General features: G+C 45.1%; 15 protein-coding genes. 13 read left to right on the top strand and 2 right to left on the bottom strand.

The window, feature by feature from the left end; genetic code table 11:
- Window position 1: 1 nt before the first annotated feature.
- Window positions 2-1,525: an ABC transporter permease/substrate-binding protein gene (locus ESE_RS0103415; RefSeq protein ID WP_010371259.1), complete on the top strand. Its 1,524-nt coding sequence runs from the start codon at window positions 2-4 to the stop codon at window positions 1,523-1,525.
- A gap of 52 nt (window positions 1,526-1,577) precedes the next feature.
- Here ESE_RS0103415 and ESE_RS0103410 read toward each other — a convergent pair whose 3' ends face one another.
- Window positions 1,578-2,753, bottom strand: a complete 1,176-nt coding sequence (locus ESE_RS0103410) for an MFS transporter (protein ID WP_010371257.1) — start codon at window positions 2,751-2,753, stop codon at window positions 1,578-1,580.
- Window positions 2,754-2,976: 223 nt separating this feature from the next.
- Between ESE_RS0103410 and ESE_RS0103405 the strand changes: the two genes are divergently transcribed.
- The 5 genes from ESE_RS0103405 to ESE_RS0103385 all read left to right on the top strand — a co-directional run bounded on the left by ESE_RS0103405 (window position 2,977) and on the right by ESE_RS0103385 (window position 6,875).
- The gene (locus ESE_RS0103405) at window positions 2,977-4,161 is read left to right on the top strand and encodes an iron-containing alcohol dehydrogenase (protein ID WP_010371253.1); all 1,185 of its coding nucleotides are present in this window, start codon (window positions 2,977-2,979) and stop codon (window positions 4,159-4,161) included.
- Window positions 4,162-4,274: 113 nt separating this feature from the next.
- Window positions 4,275-5,006, top strand: a complete 732-nt coding sequence (locus ESE_RS0103400) for a DUF554 domain-containing protein (protein WP_010371250.1) — start codon at window positions 4,275-4,277, stop codon at window positions 5,004-5,006.
- A 26-nt stretch (window positions 5,007-5,032) separates the two neighbouring features.
- Entirely contained in the window at window positions 5,033-5,395 is a 363-nt protein-coding gene (locus ESE_RS0103395) for a hypothetical protein (protein ID WP_010371247.1), read from the top strand.
- 190 nt (window positions 5,396-5,585) lie between these two features.
- Window positions 5,586-5,990 carry a hypothetical protein gene (locus tag ESE_RS0103390; protein WP_010371244.1) on the top strand — a complete coding sequence of 135 codons (405 nt, stop codon included), beginning with the start codon at window positions 5,586-5,588 and terminating at the stop codon, window positions 5,988-5,990.
- Window positions 5,991-6,317: 327 nt separating this feature from the next.
- Window positions 6,318-6,875 carry a hypothetical protein gene (locus ESE_RS0103385; RefSeq protein ID WP_010371241.1) on the top strand — a complete coding sequence of 186 codons (558 nt, stop codon included), beginning with the start codon at window positions 6,318-6,320 and terminating at the stop codon, window positions 6,873-6,875.
- 114 nt (window positions 6,876-6,989) lie between these two features.
- On the opposite strand, the gene ESE_RS0103380 is transcribed toward ESE_RS0103385, so the two are convergent.
- Entirely contained in the window at window positions 6,990-7,838 is an 849-nt protein-coding gene (locus tag ESE_RS0103380) for a hypothetical protein (protein ID WP_010371238.1), read from the bottom strand.
- A 171-nt stretch (window positions 7,839-8,009) separates the two neighbouring features.
- Between ESE_RS0103380 and ESE_RS0103375 the strand changes: the two genes are divergently transcribed.
- The 7 genes from ESE_RS0103375 to ESE_RS0103345 all read left to right on the top strand — a co-directional run bounded on the left by ESE_RS0103375 (window position 8,010) and on the right by ESE_RS0103345 (window position 19,073).
- Window positions 8,010-8,435, top strand: a complete 426-nt coding sequence (locus tag ESE_RS0103375; RefSeq protein ID WP_010371235.1) for a GtrA family protein — start codon at window positions 8,010-8,012, stop codon at window positions 8,433-8,435.
- A complete protein-coding gene (locus tag ESE_RS0103370) occupies window positions 8,432-9,277 on the top strand; it encodes a Cof-type HAD-IIB family hydrolase (protein WP_010371232.1) in 846 nt (281 codons plus the stop codon). The genes ESE_RS0103375 and ESE_RS0103370 overlap by 4 nt, the downstream gene beginning before the upstream one ends.
- Window positions 9,278-9,398: 121 nt before the next feature.
- Window positions 9,399-10,187: an isoprenyl transferase gene (locus tag ESE_RS0103365; RefSeq protein ID WP_010371222.1), complete on the top strand. Its 789-nt coding sequence runs from the start codon at window positions 9,399-9,401 to the stop codon at window positions 10,185-10,187.
- 10 nt (window positions 10,188-10,197) lie between these two features.
- A complete protein-coding gene (locus tag ESE_RS0103360; protein ID WP_010371220.1) occupies window positions 10,198-10,989 on the top strand; it encodes a phosphatidate cytidylyltransferase in 792 nt (263 codons plus the stop codon).
- Window positions 10,990-11,081: 92 nt separating this feature from the next.
- Window positions 11,082-12,341 carry an RIP metalloprotease RseP gene (gene rseP, locus ESE_RS0103355; RefSeq protein ID WP_010371217.1) on the top strand — a complete coding sequence of 420 codons (1,260 nt, stop codon included), beginning with the start codon at window positions 11,082-11,084 and terminating at the stop codon, window positions 12,339-12,341.
- Window positions 12,342-12,506: 165 nt separating this feature from the next.
- A complete protein-coding gene (locus ESE_RS0103350; protein ID WP_010371214.1) occupies window positions 12,507-14,228 on the top strand; it encodes a proline--tRNA ligase in 1,722 nt (573 codons plus the stop codon).
- Window positions 14,229-14,750: 522 nt separating this feature from the next.
- Complete coding sequence (locus ESE_RS0103345) at window positions 14,751-19,073, top strand: PolC-type DNA polymerase III (protein ID WP_010371211.1); 4,323 nt, start codon at window positions 14,751-14,753, stop codon at window positions 19,071-19,073.
- The last annotated feature ends 211 nt before the right edge of the window (window positions 19,074-19,284 follow it).

The raw sequence follows: 19,284 nt of genomic DNA, 5'->3' as shown, positions 1-19,284 counted from the left end.
AATGTTTAATGATATGATGCACATTTTAACGACCCAGTCTGGTGATATTTTGACGGCTTTGCGGGAACACATCCTCTTATCATTGATGGCAATTGTCATCGCGACGGTGATTGCGTTGCCACTGGCCATTGCGTTGATGAATCATCGTCGTGCTGGCGAGTGGGTTTTGCAGGTAGCGGGTGTTATTCAAACCATTCCGAGTCTTGCCATTTTAGGGGCGTTGATTCCGTTGGTTGGTATCGGGACGGTACCAGCTGTAATTGCGTTGGTGTTATATGCCATTATGCCGATTTTTCAAAACGCTTATGCGGGATTGACAGGGATTGATCCAATTTTGTTAGAAGCTGCGGATGCCTTCGGGTTGTCGAAGCGCTTCAAATTATTCCGGGTCCAATTACCATTGGCGTTACCGATGATTATGTCTGGGTTGCGAATCGCGATGGTCATGATTATTGGAACGGCCACGTTGGCTGCCCTAATTGGCGGTGGTGGTTTGGGTACCTTTATCATGCTGGGAATTCAGACGAATAATAATGCTGAATTGTTGATTGGGGCTATTTTATCGGCGGTTTTGGCATTGGCTTTTTCATGGGGCATTCGCTTGTTGAGTAAGCTATCAGTCCGCAGAATTGGGGTGCTGTTAGTCGGTGCAATCGTCATTATCGGTGGTTTTGCGGGTTACCGGGCAATTAACCAACCAGCAGGAACGATTACAATCGCTGGTAAGTTAGGTGGCGAACCAGAAATTTTGATTAATATGTATAAAGACCTGATTCAAGCCGATAACCCCAAAATGGATGTCCAATTGAAGCCAAACTTTGGGGGGACGACCTTTATTTTTAAGGCGCTCCAAGGTGGCCAAGTGGATGTGTACCCAGAATTTACGGGGACGGTCTTACAGTCGTTAGTAAAGGTTAAGGGGTCAATTTCACACGATAAGCAGACAGCGTACAAGCAAGCGAAGACGTTGATTAAGCAGCAACACAACTTGGACTTATTGGAACCAATGAAGTACGAGAATACGTATGGTTTGGCGGTTCGTCAAGCTGATGCCAAGCGCTATCACTTGCAGACAACTTCAGACTTATTACGTCAAAGTGCGCAGATGACAGCTGGTTTTGACCCGGATTTCTACAAGTTGTCAGATGGCTATCCTGGACTAAAGAAGGCGTATGGGTTGAACTTCAAGAACATCGTGCAAATGGAGTCGAGTTTGCGGTATGAAGCGTTAGCTAATAAGCAAATCGATGTGACGGACGCTTACACGACGGACCCACAGTTGAAACAAGATCACTTGGTAACGTTGGCAGATGATAAGCACTTCTTCCCACCTTATCAGGGCGCACCGTTGGTCAACGATAAAACGTTACAAAAGTATCCAGGGATTGCGAAGAGTTTGAATAAGCTATCTGGTAAGATTACCAACCAAGATATGATTGAAATGAATTATCAAGTTACGGTGCAACACAAGAAGGCGGCCCAAGTCGCCCGAACTTATCTTGTGAAGCACGGTCTGATTAAATAATAGGCAATATGAAAACCCGCTATTCGAATTGAATGGCGGGTTTTTGTATTGCTTATTTTTGAATGTGGCGTCCGTGCACCAGGTAGTATAGTGGCAGGCCGATGATGGCGAATAGGGCAACCATCGTAAATAAACCACGGTAACCGAGGGTTGGCACTACTAAGCCGAGTAGGTATGGGCCAAAACCGAGGGCCATATCAAAGAAAATGAAGTAGGTTGAAGTGGCTTGCGCTAAGCGGTCGGAAGCCACCACTTTGGTAACGGTCGCCTGAATGGCTGATTGGAAGTTACCGAAGCCCAGGCCGACTAGTACGGCACCGAGCAACATGCCCCAACCAGAGTGCATTCGGGCAATTGCGAACAGACCTAAAGCAGTCGCGAGTAGGGTTGGATAAATGACGAAGTTCTCGTTATGTTGGTCCATTAACCGGCCCATGAACGGACGAGAGAGCAAAATCACAAAAGCGTAGACCAAGAAGAAATATGAAGCAAACGTCACCAAGTGTAACGAACTGGCAAAGAAGGCCAAGTCACCTTGCAAGGCAGCGTATCCCAGCGCCACAAAGGCCATCGTTAAGGCAATTGGGAAAACACGGGGCTCTAATAGCTGACTGAAAATGGACGTCTTGGCATCTACATGACCGCGGTCAATCGCGATTTTATCGCCGTCGAGCATAAACGAGAAAAACAAAGCAATTAAAGCAATCACAGCTTCCAACCAGAAGAGGATGTGGTAAGACACGTATTGCGTGATCAATAGCGCCAAAAATGGGCCAAATGCGGTTCCTAAAATTGTCGCTAACGAGAAGTAGGCAATGCCTTCACTGCGGCGCGCTTCGGGAATAACGCGGACAACGGCGGTGTTCGTGACGGTCCCAGTAAACCCAACCGCAATTCCTTGCCAGAAACGAACAAATAGGAGATAACCGATGCCTAATTCGAGTTGGTAGGCTAACAATGAAGGTAAGAGGATTGCCATGCTAAGAATGGTCATTTGCTTAGCGGTGAGATGCTGGGTGATGAGACCAGAAAAAATACGAGCAATCATTGTCCCAATAATCGTCATGCCGGCAACTAAACCAGCCGTCGCGGTACTGACGTGGTAGGTTGCCACGGCATAGGGGCTGATGGCAACAAACAAACTATAAAAGGTCACCATGCTAAGTAACTGAATCAAAAACAATTGCGTAAATGGGCGATTAAATAACCGCTCGGTCTGTGTGGACATAGGGTGGAACTTCCTTTCACTTCTATCTAACTGAACGTTGCGTGTAAAAGGCGTAACGTGAAAAACAACTTATCTACCTTATCACTGCCAGGAAAACTAGTGCAAATGAAAAAGACCGCTGTAACTAGAATTTTTCGTGAAAACGGTAACAATTAATCGGTTAAGGGTGTATAGTATTAGGTATAAATGAGAAAAATAACAACTTATTTGGAGGATGCTATCCATGGAAGATTTTCGTTTTGTGAATAAGACAGACATTCGTTTTGGTAAGAATCACATTGATACGGAGCTGCATGATGCGGTTGCGCAATTCGGACAAAATGTCTTGTTGGCATACGGTGGTGGTTCAATCAAGCGCTCAGGTTTGTATGAACGTGTGATGAAGGCTTTGTCAGGCTTGAATGTTGTTGAGTTGTCAGGTATCGAACCTAACCCAAAGATTGACTCAGTTCGTGAAGGACAACGCCTTGTTAAGGAACACAATGTTGACGTTGTGTTGGCCGTTGGTGGTGGTTCTGTTATCGATGCGTCAAAGGTGATTGCTTCTGCTAAGTTCTACGAGGGTGATCCTTGGGACTTGGTGCTGGATGCGGATAAGCGTTACGCCATCGATCAATTGCCATTGGTTGATATTTTGACGTTGTCAGCCACTGGAACTGAGATGAACTGGGCATCAGTGATTTCAAACCCTGAGACGAACCAAAAGATTGGGACGTTTGGTCCAAACACGCCAGCTGTTTCATTCTTGGATCCACAATTGACGTATTCAGTATCAAAGTGGCAAACGGCAGCTGGATCAATCGATATCTTCTCACACTTGACGGAACAATATTTCGATCAAGCGAACGATACGGATATTCAAGATGGTCAAATCGAAGGCCTATACCGTGCGGTTATTAAGTGGGCACCAATTGCATTGGCAACGCCAGATAACTATGAAGCACGTGCAAACTTGATGTGGGCATCAACGATGGCATTGAATGGTTTGGTTGGATCAGGTAAGCAAAATGCTTGGACGGTGCACCCAATTGAGCACGAATTGTCAGCATTCTATGACATTACTCACGGTGTCGGTTTGGGTATTTTGACACCACGTTGGATGAAGTTTGTCTTGTCTGATAAGACAGTGGCAAAGTTTGCCCGCTTCGGTCGGAATGTCTGGTCAATTCAAGATGATGACGACCAAGTTGTGGCTGAAAAGGCTATTCAAGCAACGTATGACTGGGTTAAGTCATTGGAGGTACCAACAAACTTGCCAGGTGTTGAAATCACTAACGATGAACACTTCCAAGAAATGGCTGAATCAGCGGTAACGTTCGGTTTGGACAATGGTTATGTGCCAATGACACCAGCTGATGTGGTGGCTTTGTACAACGCATCAATGACGTCAGACGATTTTGAAAAGTAAGATTAATCAATAGCGGTACAGGTCGTGAAAGCTAGCTGTACCGCTTTTTTTGCTAATTCTATCAAAATGGGTATATATTGGATATATTGTGATTTTTGAGAGGAGAGCGTTATATGCCCACAGGAGTTATTGTTAATGCACTAGCCGTATTAATTGGCGGTATTGTTGGTGGTGTTGGTGGTAAATACTTATCAGAAAAGTTTAAAACTGAGATTAATATGATTTTTGGTCTGGCGTCGATGACGATGGGGATCATCGCGATTGCACCGACCAAAAATATGGCCGCGGTTATTTTTGCTTTGATTATTGGAACCGCGGTTGGGTTGCTCCTGCATGTGAGTGCGTGGATTAACCGGGGAGCGTTCCAAATGCAACGCATCATTGCCCGGTTTGTCCCAGCAAACAAGACGCTTTCAGAAGAAGAGTTTTCGGCATCCTTGTTAACCGTTATTGTGTTGTTTGTTTCATCTGGCACCGGTATTTATGGAGCGTTGGTGAACGGGATGACTGGGGATGCCACCATTTTGATTACAAAGTCGATTTTGGATTTCTTCACCGGTGCTATTTTTGCAGCCAACTTAGGCTTTGTTGTGTCATTGATTGCCGTACCGCAGTTCGTTGTGTTGATGATTCTGTTTTTGTTGGCCGGAGTAATCTATCCACTCACGACGCCAGCCATGATAATTGACTTTAAGGCGGTTGGTGGTACCCTTATGTTAGCAACGGGGTTCCGAATGATTAAGGTACGCATGTTCCCGACGGCTGACATGATTCCAGCGATGCTGTTTATTATGCCAATTAGTTGGGCGTGGACGACCTGGGTTTTGCCGTTGCTAGCAAAGTAATAACAGCTTAAATGAGGGTGATGGCAATGAACAAGACAATTTTGAAGGCAATTGAGCGGATTCGCTGGAACACGGAGCACCATTTCTTGCACATCAAGAACCAGCATGAAATTGCGCCTCAAATTGGGGTGCAATTCAGCATGGGCTATACGGATGCCCGTTTTATCCAATTTTTTTTGGAAGACCAAGAAGATCAAACTGATTTGTGGGATGAATTCACGAAGACGTTCGAAGAGATTTCAGAATATGAATTGGCGTTCATAAAAGGGGGCTTGGCTGGTTTTAACGAACAATATGGTTCGGAAGACCAAATGAAGCACTATGAAGCAACGCAAACGGCGATGTTATTAATTTTGGACAAAGTACGTTTTCTTGCGCTAACATACTAAAATAACGTTTAAAGCACTGACCATGATGGCTGGTGCTTTTTGTTTTGGGGTGGGAATCTAGATGATATATTTTGGTATAAAACGGTTGGCACAAGTACAATTTGGGGGCCTAATTTTTCCTATCGCTGCTGACAAGTGCTATTATTATCCGTGAAGAAAAGACTTCATGAGATAAGAGGGGATTTACATCATGTTTGATTACAAAGCATTTCTAGCAGAACGGTCTGACCGTGAGATTACTGTTGCCGTTGTTTTGCGGGCAATGGCCGATCATGGATATTTGGGTGAGCGAGCCACGCAAGTACTATCTGAAACCACTGCCGAACTGGCTTCAGAGCCATTCCCAGGCGAGGCCGGTATGCGACAATTGTATTTGCACTTTAATGGTCAACAATTGGTGACACGGTTCAAGATTAATCGCGAAACTGGTGTCGTGACATTCCGTGATAGCTGGATGAATGATGAAGAGTCGCATGTGGATGATATGGATATGATTAACTATTGGTATCCAACTTACTTCCCAGACGGCAAGGTCAGCGATCGTGTTGCAGCGTGGTATGCTGTGGCGGATGAGAAATTGAATTACAAAGCATAAGTAAAACGTATGCCTACGATTAGCGTGGGCATGCGTTTTTATATATGTAATATGCATATTGATTGTACAAAATACTGGCGCTCGCTTGTGAAAAAATCCCACCCGTCGGACATTCACGAAATAGGCATGGAAAACAGATGGAAAAAGCGAAAAATCCGATAGTTCGGACATACAAAACGCAAACAAATGCCCTAAATTAGAAGAAAATCATCGGTACAATATTTTTATCGTGAATGAACAGCGTAAAACATGTAACTTTCTGCAGTAACTGGGAGGCAATGATTACGACTGGACATTGTTCGTTGTTACAGAGGAGAGTATGAAGTGATGAAAAAAATAAGGACGGCATCTCTGATCGCAACGTTATTGATGACGGTGTATATAGGGGTAGCAGTCAATGGCGGGACCATTCAGGCCAGCACGATTTTATCGCAGAAATCGTTGATGACCAGTACGCTGGTGGCGGCTCGGGATGTGACTACTGATGATAATCAGAGCATTGTTACAAATGTTATACAATCTATCAAAGAGACGTTGTCGAATTTGGCTGGGACGGAAACGGACCATGCCGAACCAATTGTGTCAGTTCCGGATGGGCAAACAAAGCCTACCCAGGTGACGGATGTGTCAGTGTCAGAAAATGAACATGATGAGCCCGTGATTGTCGGGGCGGTGGAAACACCAGAGTTAAGCGAGCGTCGTTGGGCCCGGGATGTGAACGCCGGGCGTACTGAGGCAACTGCGATGATGCCAGTCAATTTTGTTAAAGACCATCCGTACCAATTCTTGTTTGGGATGTTGTTGGCCGGAAATTTGTTGGCAGTGGTTGTCTACCGGCTAAAAAAGCCACTTTTTGCAATGAGTGAACAGGAAGATGCAGACTAACGGCGTATGAGATGAATGGCATTATATGAAACATGCAACCATTCAGTACATAGTTTAAAAGCCGCAAATCCTCGATTGAATCGGGTGATTTGCGGCTTTTAATAGTATTAAGCGTTATTTCTGTTGCAAGAAGATAACCAGGACGGTAATTGCTTGGAGCAATGAAAAGACGCCCATCCGGTACTTAGCCTTGAGATTAAGATTGATTAACACCATCCAGGTAAAGACGATGATCATAATGGCTAACAACGTCCACGGATTCCAAGGCAAGGTCAACACATCTAACAATAAAATGATGCCAAAGGCTAATGAAGTCGCCCGTTTGTCGCGTCCAGTGGTCACAAAAATACTGCTCATGTAGAACAAATAGCTAAATAACAATGGTAACAAGCTCCAAATGAAAGGCGCTGTCAGGAAGGTGTTTTGCTGATAGAAAATCACAACCGGCAAGGCAAGGGTGGCGATGCCAGAGTATAGCACCAAGCCTAAGATGTTTTGTAGGTTTAACCATTTGAGATTAATGAGGAGCAATGCAAGTGGCAGCAGCGCTAACAAAATAATCTGCTGCATAGTGACCTGCTGATAGAGAAAGTACAGGAACACCATTGGAATTAAAATAACGCCAAAGTTTAACCAACGTGAGAACCCACGGTTAAAAGTTAAAAAGATGGCCAGGGCCAAGATGACACTATAGGTCATCAGTAGTGGATTGTGTTGCCATTGGCCACCTGCTAAATTTTTTGAGTAGATTGCTGGGTAAATCCACCAAATTGCAAGTTGCGATAGGACTGCAATCAAAATTGAGACCCATTGAATTTGCTGCCATTGCGGGCGGTTGTCTTGTCTACGCTGGGTTGTTCGGGTTTGGGGATGAACATTATCCAAGCTGGTGAATGACGCTGACGTGGGATTGTCTGCCAATTGATTAAGACGGGCAAGACTATTTTGATAATCGTTCGCCATGAGAACTCCTTTCACTGATATTTATTCTGCCAACTCAAGCTGAGTTAAGGCAATTTGTAAAATCTAACTACATAATTGTAGCAAACTAACCGGATTACGGGGCAGTTTGTTATAATGCTTTAAAGATAAAAATGTGACGAAATTATGTCCTAGAGAGTTGAGAGTTTACTGATGAAGTCAGTCATGACAATTTTTACTAAGTATCGCGCCCAAATTTTATACTTGTTTTTCGGTGGCTTAACCACGGTATTTAATATCATTTTGTATGGTGGGTTGCGCTTAACCCAGATGCCAATTATGGTGGCATACGTCATTGCCTGGTTCTTCACGGTGCTGTTTGCCTATTTAACAAATCGTGTGTGGGTCTTTGATAGTCAGGCACACGGTTTCCGTGAATTGCTAAATGAGGCCGTTAAGTTTTATGTTGCGCGAATCGCAACTGGATTAATCGGTATGGCGATTTTGTGGTTCGGAACGAGTCTGCTCCACCAAAACGATATGTTATGGAATATTATTCAAAACGTATTCGTGGTGGTCTCTAATTACGTATTGAGTAAGCTCATTATTTTCAAAGCAAAGGAGAAATGGGAACGATGACAATTAAGTTAATTGCAACAGATATGGATGGGACATTGTTGCGGGATGACCGCACATTCGACTATGCCCGGATGGAAGATTTGCTTGATCAATTAGATGAGAAGGGCATCCGATTTGTTGCAGCGAGTGGGAATCAATACAAGCAATTACGATCATACTTTGAGCCGGTCAACCCCGACCGCATTACGTATGTTTCGGATAACGGGGCTTTGATTACGCACAATAATGAGGTTTTGGCCGAATCGTCATTGTCTCGCGACCAGATTGCACGCGTGATGCAATGGAATAGTGAGACACATGCTAATATGGATAATTTGATTATCCTGTCAGGTAATGATGGCGCCTATGTGTCAAACCACGCGACGCCAGAAATGATTGCGGCGGTCAAGACGTTCTACCCAACTGTCCACCAAGTTGAAAAGTTTATGGATGTTGACGACAATATCTTCCGTTTCTCATTAGTGTGGGATCCTTCGGTTGATGTTCATGAGCACGTGCAACAATTGCGCGAGGTCTTTGGCGAAGAGCTTCACACAACCGGATCTGGTTTCGGCTCGGTTGATATTTTGGCGCCTGGCGTAAATAAGCGAACTGGTTTGGAACAATTGGCCGCTAAGTGGGATATTAAGCCTGAAGAGATGGCTGCTTTTGGTGATAACGGTAACGATTTGGAGATGTTGCGTTATGTGAAGTATCCATTTGTGATGCCGAATGCAGAAGACTTCATGAAGGTCCGCGTGCAAAATCTTGCCGTTAACGATAACAATCATAATGGTGTGTTAGACACTATCGAAGCGTTACTAGCGGGTGCTTACGATGATGAGACTGTTTTTGATAAGTAATAGTTAAAGCAGGGAATTTTACCGTACACGCTATGTGACAAACTGCTATAATAAGACGGATTGACATACGTGACTTTAAGCCAGTCACGTATTTTACATTTATAGAGGCGGAGGAAGCATCGTGTTTTTCAAAAAGCAAAAAACGGTCGTAACGGATCAATTGCCACAATTAGATAAGACGCGAATCCCAAACCACGTTGCAGTTATTATGGACGGTAATGGTCGCTGGGCCAAGCGACAGAATTTACCACGTGTGGCTGGTCACCAACGCGGGATGGAAGTAGTGAAAGATATTACCAAGGCAGCCAGTGATTTGGGTGTTAAGGTATTGACGCTCTACGCTTTTTCAACAGAGAATTGGAAGCGACCTGAGACGGAAGTTGGCTTTTTGATGAAGCTACCCGGTAAGTTTTTTGACACGTTTGTCCCAGAACTTATCGAAAAAAATGTGCGTGTAAACGTAATGGGATACATTGACCAATTACCAGCGGACACGCAACGTGCGGTTAATGACGCCATTGCCCAGACGGCAAATAACACCGGCATGGTGCTAAATTTTGCTTTAAACTATGGTGGTCGTGCCGAAATCGTGACTGGCGTGCAACAGATTGCTGCGCAGGTCGCTGCGGGCGAATTACAACCGGAAGAAATTAACGATGCAACGATTGATGCTGCGCTGATGACGGCGCCATTGGGTGAATTCGCTGACCCGGATGTCTTGATTCGAACGAGTGGTGAAATGCGGTTGTCGAACTTTTTGCTTTGGCAACTGGCGTATGCCGAATTTGTCTTTATTGACGAACATTGGCCTGAGGTAACCCCAGCGGTCTTTGAAAAGGCATTAGCAATGTATCAAGCTCGTGATCGACGGTTTGGTGGCATTGCTGAAAATCAAAGCGATAAGAAGTAGGAGTGGAATAATGAAGACACGTGTTATCACAGCCGTTGTGGCTCTGATTATCTTTGTGCCGATTTTGATTGCCGGGGGCTTGTGGATTCAAGCTGCGGCCTCATTGTTGGCAGTGATTGCAGCGAGTGAAGTCGTCTTGATGCGTAAGACGTTGTTGGTTGACTTTGGTGCAATATTGACGATGCTGGGTGCATTAGTAATGACGCTACCAGCGACGCTATGGGATAATATCCATGCACCAATCGCCTTGCACCGGACATCGTTGTTGTACATCTTTATTTTGTTAATGTTGTTACACACGGTGATTGCCAAGAATAAGTTCAGCTTTGAGGATGCCGGCGTCTTTACTTTGACGATGATGTATGTCGGCATGGGCTTCAGCATGATGGTCGCTGCCCGCAATGCCGGGTTGGACACCTTGATGTTCGCCTTCCTAATTGTTTGGATTACGGATTCAGGTGCTTACATGATTGGTCGCAAGCTTGGTAAGCACAAGCTGACCACCATCTCACCTAATAAGACGTGGGAAGGTTCAATCGGCGGGACAGTTGTAGCTGTCATTGCAGCAGCCGTTTACCTAGTCTTCTTCCCACAAGCATATAGCTGGCCAGTGATGGTCGTTATTGCCATCATTTTGTCAGTTGCAGGACAATTTGGTGATTTGATTGAGTCTGGCTTGAAGCGTTTCTACAAGGTGAAAGATTCTGGTACGGTATTGCCAGGCCACGGTGGTATTTTGGATCGCTTTGATTCAATGTTGATTGTTTTGCCATTGATGTTCTTGTTTGGCTTGCTAAACTAATAGAAAATAGTAAAACCCTGGGCGATTTTAACGTATCGGCCAGGGTTTTGTTGTATACTAGGGCCTATTGAAAAGGGAACGCTGGAGAAATTATGACAACGATTATTACTTTTATTATTGTCTTTGGTATTTTAGTGATTGTGCATGAATTTGGACATTTCTATTTTGCCAAAAAGGCAGGTGTCCGTGTCCGTGAATTTGCAATCGGCATGGGCCCTAAGCTGTTTCAAACCCGGCGTAACGGGACGACGTACACGATTCGTGTGTTGCCAGTCGGGGGTTATGTGCGGATGGCTGGTCGTGCTGAGGCTGAAGAAGAAACAATTCGGCCGGGGATGACAATTGTGGTCGTGCAGCAAGATGGGGTGGTAACCCGCTTAAACTTGTCTGATCAGACTGAATTGGTTGGTGGTCGTGCGTTAACCGTTAATCGGGTTGATTTGGTTGACGATATGTTTGTGGAAGGTTACTGGGCAGACGATGATCAAACGTTGGTTAAACTGCCGGTTGATCATGAAGCGTCGGTCATCGAAGCTGATGGTACTGAAGTGTTGGTTGCCCCACGTGATACGCACTTTGAATCGGCCAAACTTTGGCAACGCGCCCTAATTAACTTTGCCGGACCGATGAATAACTTTATTCTAACGGTCGTCTTGTTCATGGGCTTGGCTTTCGCTATGCCGGGAGTGACAACGACAACGTTGCAAGATGTTGCGCAGAACTCACCGGCAGCGACGGCTGGTTTGAAAAAAGGCGATACGATTGAAAAAATCAATGGCGTGAAAATGTCGTCATGGCAGAAAATGCAAACGACGATTCAAGCTTTGCCAAAAGAGCAGACTACGGTCACGTATGAGCGAAACGGCCAATCGAAGACGACAACGCTGACGCCGAAAGCCGTTAAAAATGGTGGCATGCTGGTCGGACAGATTGGGGTGACGCCGACAACGACTAAGGCCTTTGTACCGCGTGTCCAATATGCCTTCCGTGCGACCGGCCAAGCCATGACGCAGATATTCCGTGCGATTCAGAATTTGATTCAAGGTTTCTCGCTGAATAAGTTAGGCGGCCCAGTCGCTATTTATAAGAATACTGAGCAAGTAAGCTCGTATGGTTTCTTGGCAATTGTGTCATTTACAGCATTGCTCTCAGTTAATTTGGGCATGATGAATCTACTACCAATTCCAGGATTGGACGGTGGTAAGTTGCTCTTGAATGCGGTCGAAGCGGTTGTGCGACGTCCGCTACCAGAACGGGTTGAAACGGCTGTTACGTTAGCGGGTGTTGCGTTCTTGTTCGTATTGATGATTGCCGTTACCGGAAACGACATTATTCGATATTTCTTCAAGTGAACACTAATGAATTAATAGGATCGGCCAAATTGGCTGGTCCTTTTTATATATCAGCTGAAATGACCCCGAATTGTAAACCGCGGGCCCGATGATATGTGTTACTATAATATAAGAATTTTTAAAGTGCGCTTTGTGCGCTAAGAATAGGGATGAGGTTATTATCCAATGAAACAGTCAAAGGTATTTATTCCAACGTTGCGCGAAACGCCTGCTGATGCAGAAGTTATCTCGCACCAAATGATGTTGCGTGCTGGTTACATGCGTCCAGTTTCTGCTGGTGTCTACGCATACTTGCCATTGGCACAACGTGTGTTGAACAAGATCAACGCCATTATTCGTGAAGAGATGGAAAAGATTGATGCGATTGAAATGTCAGCACCAATGCTTTTGCCAGCTGAAATGTGGCAAGAATCAGGTCGTTATGAGACATACGGTCCAAACTTGTTTAAGTTGAAGAATCGTCATGACCGCGACATGATTTTGGGACCGACACACGAAGAAACGATGACAACGTTGATCCGTGATGACATCAAGTCATACAAGCGTTTGCCGTTGACGGTTTACCAAATCCAAACTAAGTTCCGTGATGAAAACCGACCACGTTTTGGTGTCTTGCGTGGTCGTGAGTTTATCATGAAGGATGCATACTCATTCTCTGTGGATCAAGATGGTTTGGACGAGTCATACAAGAACATGGAATCAGCATACATCAATATCTTTGACCGAATTGGCTTGGATTACCGTGTTATCGTGGGTGATGCTGGGGCAATGGGCGGTTCTGACTCAAAGGAATTCTCAGCACCTGCCGAAGCCGGTGAAGATATCATTGCTTATTCAGATGAATCAGATTACGCAGCTAACTTGGAAATGGCGAAGGATTTGTACACGCCAAACAAGTCACACGCACAAATGGCTGATTTGGAAAAGATTGCAACGCCTGAAGTCAAGACAATCGATGAGTTGGCTGACTATTTGCAAACGACGCCTGATCAATTGGTCAAGACGTTGTTTATGTACGCTGATGGTGAACCAGTGATGATTTTGGTTCGTGGTGACTTCGAAGTGAACGAAGTTAAAGTCCAAAACTACTTGCACGCTGATGAATTGCGTATGGCAACGGAAGAAGAAGCCCAATCAATTTTGGGTGCACCATTCGGTTCATTAGGCCCAGTCGGTGTTGGTGAGGATGTCAAGATCATCGCTGACGAATGGGTAACTGACATGGTTAACGTGACGGTCGGTGGAAACGAATCTGGCTTCCACTACTTGAACGCAAATGTTGACCGTGATTTCCGCATTGATGAAGTGGCAGATGTACGTACGGCCCGTGAAGGTGACTTGGCTATTGACGGTAAGGGTCACTTGAAGTTTACAAAGGGTATTGAAATTGGCCACATCTTTAAGTTGGGCACACGTTACTCAAAGTCAATGGGTGCCCAAGTTTTGGATGCTAATGGTCGCCAAGCAGATGTCATTATGGGATCATATGGTATCGGTGTGTCACGTTTGTTGGCTGCAATTGCTGAGCAAAATGCGGATGAAAACGGTTTGGCTTGGCCAACGTCTGTTGCACCATGGGACGTGCACTTGGTACCAATGAAGTATTCAGATGAAACACAACGTGCTTTGACGGATGAGTTGAACGATAAGCTGGTTGAAGCTGGTTACGAAGTATTGGTTGATGACCGTAACGAACGTGCTGGTGTTAAGTTCAATGATTCAGATTTGATTGGCTTGCCAGTTCGTGTCACGATTGGTAAGAAGGCCGGCGAAGGGATCGTTGAAGTGAAGTTGCGTAAGGCTGATGAGGCGATTGAAGTCCGCACTGAAGAATTGGTGTCAACGCTACAAATCTTGTTGCAACCTGAAGTGGATGCACAAGCTTAATCTTAGCTGTCGTGAAAGTCGGGGAATTACCTCGGCTTTTTTATTAAGAAAAAGTTAGCGCGAAATCGCTTTCATAAAATGGGCACATTTTTCTGGGATACTTATTGTATGAATGATAAGTGAAAGGGGAGATGACGATGCGTAAGTTCTTATGGGGCATCATTGCCGTCTTGACTGTTTTAGCGTTTACCCATTTTTAAACTGAAGGCGACTTTATTCTTATTTTAAGTTTGGGTCGTTATGATTATGACTGTTGATAAGGGATACAGAGATATCCAGTCAACAGCCCATAAAAACTACTCATAACCCGCAGGTTTAACCAACCTGCAACCTACTCCTTAAAAATCGATGATGTGCGAGACATGTCATCAGAATAGAACGCGGTAAAAGCCCATTTACCGCGATCCGAAAAGACCGTTAGTGTTGTTCACTAGCGGTCTTTTTGTTTTAGTTATCGTCCTGTAATCAGAAGAGGGTATAATAGTTGCAGACTGTGAAAATGAGAGAAGGGAGTACCTATCCATGGCGTTGACCGCACAAGAACAATTCCAAACATTGTTGCAGCAATTGCAATATGAGGAAGTCCCAGCAAGTTTGCAGGAAACTGCGCTAACCAAGCTTGCTGTGCACAAGCAATCGAAAATCTGGCAATTCCATTTTGAGATGCCTCAGTTACCTCCAGTGCAGGAGATGGCTGCTTTGGTTGCCCGGATGCAGACGGCGTTTGCCAATATTGCGCAAACAACTTATCAGCTGCATTTAACTGAACAACCAACGGCACAACAAATTGTGGATTATTGGACATGGGTACTGCAACAGCATCAAAACGAACCGGGCGCTTTCCGGCAGGCGTTTGCACATGTGTTGCCACAAATCGCTGGTAACCAATTAGACTTAACGTTCGATACCGCTGTTTGGGCCAACTATGCGCGGCAAACAGGGTTACCAATTATTGAAGGAACCTATAAAAAGTTGGGGGTTGGTTATCAACTACCGTTCAACATTTTGGTTGATGAACAGTTGGCAGCCGAATCACATGCTCAGGTTATGGCACAACGCGCTGCGCAAGATCAACAGTTAGCCGAGATGGCGAAGGTTCAAATTGAGCAGGCGGCAAAGCAACGCCAATCAGCCCCACGTAATGGTGGCGGTGGTGGTAATAATCCAGGTGCATTGGGTCGTAAAATTGCCGCAGATGCAGAAATCACCAAGATGGGCGATATTGAGACTGAAGAACGTTCTGTAATTGTCGAAGGATATGTTTTTGATGTGGAAGTCCGCGTGTTGAAGTCTGAGCGTCAATTGCTAACGATGAAGGTGACCGACTACACGAGTTCGTTTATCTTGAAGAAGTTCTCACGCGATGAAAATGATGAAGCGTTCTTTGCTGATATGAAGCCTGGCACATGGATTCGTGCCCGTGGTCCAATTCAACAAGATGACTTTGTGCGTGATTTGACGATGACGGCGTATGATATGGAAATTATCAAGCATGCGCCACGTCTCGATCCGTATGAAGGTGAACAAAAGCGAATTGAATTGCATACGCATTCTGTGATGTCGACGATGGATGCCACAAATGGGATTGGCGATTACGTGAAGCAAGCAGCTAAGTGGGGCATGGATGCAATCGCTGTTACTGATACAGCTGGTGCGCAAGGATTCCCAGAAGCGGCGTCTTCAGCTGCTAAGAATGACATCAAAATGATTTATGGGGTTGAGGTGAATTTGGTTGAAGATGGTGAGCCAATCATCTTTAACCCTGATCACACGAAACTTGATGAAGCTGAATTTGTGGTCTTTGACGTGGAGACGACTGGTTTGTCAGCAGTTTATGACAAGGTGATTGAATTATCAGCCGTCAAAATGGTTAAAGGGAATGTGATTGCAGAGTTCTCAGAGTTTATCGACCCTGGGTTCCCATTGAGTCAAACAACAGTAGATTTGACGTCGATTACAGATGACATGGTGCGCGGTTCAAAACCCGAAAAACAAGTCTTTGAAGAATTCCGTGAATTCTACGGCGACGCAGTTTTGGTTGGACACAATGTGACATTTGATATGGGCTTCATGCAAGAAGGGTATGCCCGTCATCAATTAGCACCAATTACAAACCCAGTCATTGATACGTTGATTTTGGCGCGATTCTTGTACCCAAACATGCGGTCATATCGTTTGAATACGTTGGCTAAGCACTTTGGCATTGTTTTGGAACAACACCACCGTGCCATCTTTGACTCGGAAACAACGGGTCATTTGAACCGCGTTTTCTTGGAGCAAGCGCGTGAAGAGTATGGCATTGAGTATGCGGATCAATTGAATGACCACATGATGGACAATGATGCTTGGCGTCACGGTCGACCAAATCATGCGATTGTGTTAGTTCAGACGCAAACTGGGGTGAAGAACCTTTATAAGATGATTTCAGAATCAAATACCAAGTATCTGCAGCGTGTGCCACGTGTGCCACGTTCACTATTGAATAAATACCGGGAAGGTTTGTTGCTGGGTACTGGGGATAACACTGGTGAATTCTGGGAAGCCTTGATGCAGAAGGGGTATGCGGCAGCCAAGGAAAAGGCGACGTATTACGATTACATTGAAATTCAACCATCAGCTAACTATGTACCGGCTTTGGAAGCTGAACTTATTCAAGATGAAGCCCGCCTGCGTGAGCTAATGATGCAAGCAGTACAAATCGGTGATGAATTGGGTAAGCCGGTGGTTGTGACGGGGGATGTACACTATCTCAATCCCGAGGATGCCATTTACCGTAAGATTTTGATTAGCTCACAAGGTGGGGCTAATCCCTTGAATCGTTATTCATTGCCAGATATGCACTTCCGAACGACACAGGAGTTGTTGGATGACTTTGCTTGGATGGGCGAGGAGCTAGCTAAAAAGTTGGTCATTGATAATACACACGTTGTGGCTGACATGATTGACGATGTTGAGGCGATTAAGGGTGGAAATTATCCACCTAACATGCCTGGCGCAGATGATGAAGTGCGGCAGAAGTCATATGACACCGCCTACCGTTTGTACGGAAATCCGTTACCTGAAATCGTCGAAGCCCGCATTGAGCAAGAATTACGTTCAATTATTTCTAACGGATTCTCGGTTATTTACCTGGTTGCGCAACGTTTGGTGGCTAAGTCAAATAAAGATGGTTATTTGGTTGGATCTCGTGGTTCGGTGGGCTCTTCACTAATTGCCCTGTTAATCGGGATTACTGAAGTGAATGCCTTGCCACCGCACTATCGTAGTGTCGCTGGTGACTATGTGGAATTCGTTGATCCACGTGAGTACGAGTCTGGCTATGATTTGCCTGAAAAGTTGAGTCCAATTGATGGGACAAAGTTGATTGGGGATGGACACAACATTCCGTTTGAAACCTTCTTGGGATTCAAGGGTAACAAGGTGCCGGATATTGATTTGAACTTCTCTGGTGACTATCAGCAATTTGCTCACAACTATATGAAGTCTTTGTTTGGTGAGAACAATGTATTCCGTGCCGGTACGATTGCGACGGTGGCGGATAAGACCGCGTTTGGATACGTAAAGGCGTATGAGCGTGATCATGATGTTAGTTTCCGAGGTGCAGAAATTGAACGGTTGGCTTTGGGCGCTACTGGGGTTAAGCGGACTACCGGTCAGCACCCGGCTGGTATCTTGATTGTGCCGGACGATATGGAAATTTTTGATTTCACACCAATTCAGTTCCCGGCCGATGATCTGTCAGCCACTTGGCGGACGACCCACTTCGATTTCCACTCAATTCACGATAATATCCTGAAGATGGATATCCTGGGTCACGATGATCCCACAATGATTCGTGCCTTACAGGATATGTCCGGCATTGATCCGCAAACGATTCCGATGAATGATCCAGGGGTGATGAGTCTATTTTCATCACCAGAAGCCCTTGGCGTAGATGAAGAACAGATCTTCTCGAAGTCAGGTACGTTGGGTGTGCCTGAATTTGGAACGGCTTTTGTTCGTGGTATGTTGGAGGAAACACACCCGAAGAACTATTCTGAATTGCTACAAATTTCTGGTTTGTCTCACGGAACTGACGTGTGGCGTGGTAATGCGGATGAATTGATTCAACGTGGGGTTGCGACAATCGGTACGGTTATCGGAACGCGTGACAAGATCATGACCGACTTGATTAACTACGGGGTACAGCCAGAGTCATCATTCCAGATTATGGAAAAGGTACGTAAGGGTAAGGGAATCTCAGATGAGTACCAAGCCGAAATGCGTGCAGCTGGCGTACCGGAGTGGTATATCGAGTCAGGATTGAAGATTAAGTATATGTTCCCGCGTGCTCACGCGGCCGCTTACGTTTTGATGGCGTTGCGAATTGCCTACTTTAAGGTATACTTCCCGACGTTGTATTACGCGGCATATTTCTCAGTGCGCGCAAGCAACTTTGATATCGTTGCCATGTCACGTGGTTTGAATTCAACTAAGGCAAGAATTCAAGAAATCAAAAAAATGGGAAATGAAGCTTCAGCTAAGGATAAGGATTTATTGACTGTGCTTGAATTGGCTAATGAAGCCCTTGAGCGTGGCATTAAGTTCAATATGGTTGATTTGTATAAGTCTGACTCAGAGCAGTGGGTCTTAGATGGTGATACGTTGATTGCGCCGTTTAATGCGGTGCCTGGTCTGGGTGATAACGTTGCGAAGCGGATCATTGCTGCGCGTGCTGAACGTGAATTCCTGTCAAAGGAAGATCTTGCACAGCGTGGTGGTGTGTCAAAGACGTTGATGGATTACTTAGATGAGAATGGCGTGCTTGCTGGCATGCCGGATGAAAATCAATTGGCCCTATTCTAATAAGATGGAACGAAAGCGTTTCGTGATAGTCAGCTATCATGGAGCGCTTTTTTCATTTACTGAAGGTGCAGTAAATGCTCGGAAAAATTTTCGAAAACAAAGCAGTTGACGAACATTATGAAAAGCGGTATATTAATTAAGCACTCGAGCGAGGGTGTGTTGATAATAAAAAACGTTGTTAAAACTCGTTGTTGACTTATCAAAAAACATT

Origin of the sequence: Weissella cibaria KACC 11862 (assembly GCF_000193635.1) — a bacterium.
GTDB classification, from domain to species: domain Bacteria; phylum Bacillota; class Bacilli; order Lactobacillales; family Lactobacillaceae; genus Weissella; species Weissella cibaria.
The sequence above is the reverse complement of the archived record's forward strand: the minus strand, read 5'-3'. Positions and strand labels throughout refer to the sequence as shown.